This window comes from Nocardia araoensis NBRC 100135 (assembly GCF_000308435.1).
In the GTDB taxonomy this organism is placed as follows: Bacteria; Actinomycetota; Actinomycetes; order Mycobacteriales; family Mycobacteriaceae; genus Nocardia; species Nocardia araoensis.
In genome coordinates this window covers 1-2,820 of record NZ_BAFR01000290.1, presented here as the reverse complement: position 1 = coordinate 2,820, position 2,820 = coordinate 1, and the positions used below count along the sequence as shown (strand labels likewise).

General features: G+C 71.1%; 3 protein-coding genes. 2 read left to right on the top strand and 1 reads right to left on the bottom strand.

Going from position 1 to position 2,820, the window contains the following annotated elements:
- Positions 1 to 512 (bottom strand): DMT family transporter (locus ON21_RS30515; protein ID WP_169332750.1); only part of this gene is annotated, 512 nt, incomplete at its 3' end.
- A 111-nt stretch (positions 513 to 623) separates the two neighbouring features.
- Between ON21_RS30515 and ON21_RS30510 the strand changes: the two genes are divergently transcribed.
- Positions 624 to 2,291 carry a CocE/NonD family hydrolase gene (locus ON21_RS30510; protein WP_039803721.1) on the top strand — a complete coding sequence of 556 codons (1,668 nt, stop codon included), beginning with the start codon at positions 624 to 626 and terminating at the stop codon, positions 2,289 to 2,291.
- The coding region (locus ON21_RS30505; protein WP_039803720.1) for a M20/M25/M40 family metallo-hydrolase at positions 2,288 to 2,820 on the top strand (533 nt) is incomplete at its 3' end. The genes ON21_RS30510 and ON21_RS30505, both read left to right, overlap by 4 nt.

Here is a 2,820-nt window from a genome sequence, read left to right as displayed (position 1 = left end):
GTGGAACGGACCGGCCGAGACAGGCCGAACAACACGACGACCGCGCCGATCACCACTGCGCCGGCGTCCGGGAGCAGCTCCGTCCGCACCGCCGAATGCCCGGGAATCCCTTGCGCGATGAGCAGGATCAGCCCCGCGCACACCGCCGACATCCCCGCCCAATCCCGGGCGAGCAGCGCGCGACCGCGCCGCATCGCCGCGAACGGCAGCGCGAACAACAACTGCACGACCAGCAGCGCCTGCACCACCGCGATGGCCCCGAAGCGCAGCGCGACGGCGTGCACGACGAATCCGGCCACGTTCGCGCCCTGTCCGGCCAGCCAGCGGCGGTCGGTGATCAGACGACGAGCGATCGCGGCGATCATCAGGAATCGTCCCTGCCCCGACGCGGTGGCCGCCTGCCTCGCCGCGCCCTGTTGCAGGAACGCCGACACCGCGAACAGGAACGCGGCCGACAACGCCAGGCCGACCGTTCCCACCGAGTCGACGGACCCGAAACCGCGCTCCGGCATGGCCTCGATGCTGGCCCGTCCGGATGAACACCGGATGGCGTCTGCCCGGCTACTGGACGACCACCCCGGTTCCGGGGGCTGGACGGTCGTCCGGGCACACTCGATAGTCCTATGGTGATCGAACGAGCCGTCCTGTCTCGTGCCCTGTGCGGCCTGTTGTTGCTGCTGGCCGCGTTCGCCCCGATACCGGCGACCGCCGAACCGCTGCCGGTGCCCTACCAGTGGCGGCAGGCGTTCATCGACGGCGCCGACGGCACTCGGCTGCACGCCGACATCCTGCGCCCGGCCGGTGTCTCCGACGACACCCGCACACCCGTCATTCTCACCGTCAGCCCGTATCGCGCGCACCTGGCGTATCTGAGCGAGCCACGTCCGACCGGCGGCCCGTCCACCGACAACCTCACCGCCGACCTGTTCCTGAACGCGGGCTACACCTACGTCATCGTCGACCTGCGCGGGTTCGGCGGCTCCAACGGTTGCCCCGACTTCGGCGGACCCGGGGAACGAGCCGACGTCGCCGCGGCCGTGGAGTGGGCGGCGAGCCAGCCGTGGTCCACCGGCAGAGTCGGGCTGTTCGGCACGTCGTACGAAGCATGGACCGGCCTCATGGGCCTGGCCGCGGCACCGAAGGGCCTCGCCGCGGTGGGCGCGTTCGAGCCGGTCGTCGATCCCTACTCCTACCTGTACATGCAGGGCGTCTCCTGGAAGTTCTCCGGCAAGCCGATCACCGAGAGCGGCGTGCGCCCCGCCGACTTCGCGGGACTGGAGCACCTGCTCATCGCCTCAACACCACCGCGTCCGGAGGACTCCGGCGAATACCAGGCGAACGCGACGGAGCTGCCGTGGCAGTGCTACCGGCAGTACCTGGCCGAGATCGGCGACCACAATCCCGACACCGCTTTCTGGCGCGATCGCGACCTGGTCGCACGGCTGCGCGGCAACACGATTCCGCTGTTCCTCGGTCAAGGCTTCGTCGACTACAACACCCGGGCCTACCGAGTGTTCGATCTGTGGAACGGCCTCGGGCCCGGCGAGCACCGCGCCTGGTTCGGCCAGTGGGGACACCGCACCTGCCACGACAAATGCGGCACACCCCACTTCGACACCGAGCTGCTCGCGTTCTTCGACAAGCACGTCGCCGCCCGTGACGTGCAGGTGCCGGGCCCGCGGATCACCGTCGGCCAGTTCGACGGCCGCTGGCGTGCGGAGACGGCGTGGCCGCCCGCCGACGCCCTGCGGGTTCCGGTCGAGCTGCGGACCGGCGATTACACCGACCGCGGGCTGATCCCCGGATCCGATCGCGAGATCTGGTCGGTCTCCGCGCCGCTGACCGGGGACCAGCACCTGTCCGGCATTCCCACCGCCGCGCTCCGGCTCAGCGGACCGCCGAGCGCGACGGTGGCGGTCGAGCTCTACGACATCGCACCCGACCTGCGCGCGACCGTCATCACCCGCGGGATCGCCCCGGTCCGCGACACCGCCGAGATCAGGCTGCTCGCGCAGGACTGGCCGATCGCCGCGGGCCACCGGATCGGCGTCCGCATCACCGACGTGGTCGACGACGTGTGGTCGCACTCCCCCGCCCTCGCGTCGGTCACGGTGACCTCCGCGCGCATCGAGCTGCCCCTGTTGACCGGAACGCGTCGTCCCGACCTGCCGGGCGAGCTCACCGAAGGCATCGTGAAGTGGCGAAACGAGAAGACGATCGCCCTGGACCCGAGCATGTTGAACAATGCAACAGTGCCCATGAACCTGCCCGACCGCACCGGTGACCGATGACGGAGCCGGTCGACGACCTGACCGCCGAACGCCTCGCCGCCGCGCTGCGCTGTGCGACGGTGTCCACCGACGACCCGCGTGACGCCGACAGCGCGGCGTTCGACCGCCTCGACGCGCACCTGCGGGCCTCGTTCCCCCGGGTGCACGACGAGCTCGAATTGCGGAAGTTCGCGCACAGCAGGCTCTACCGCTGGCCGGGCGCCGAACCCGACCGGGTGGCCGCGATCCTGCTCGCGCACCAGGACGTGGTGCCGGTGGACGACGCGCAGCGCTGGACCCACCCGCCGTTCGCGGGGGTGGTGGACGGCGAGTTCATCTGGGGCCGAGGGGCGATCGACGACAAGAGCCGCGTGCTCGCCATCCTGGAGGCGGTCGAGGCGGCGCTCGCCGCGGGCCTGCGTCCTCGCCGCACCGTCTACCTGGCCTTCGGGCACGACGAGGAGGTCTTCGGCGGCGAGGGCGCCGAGCGGATGGCCGAGCATCTGCGGGAGGCGGATGTGCGCGCGGATCTGCTGCTGGACGAAGGGGG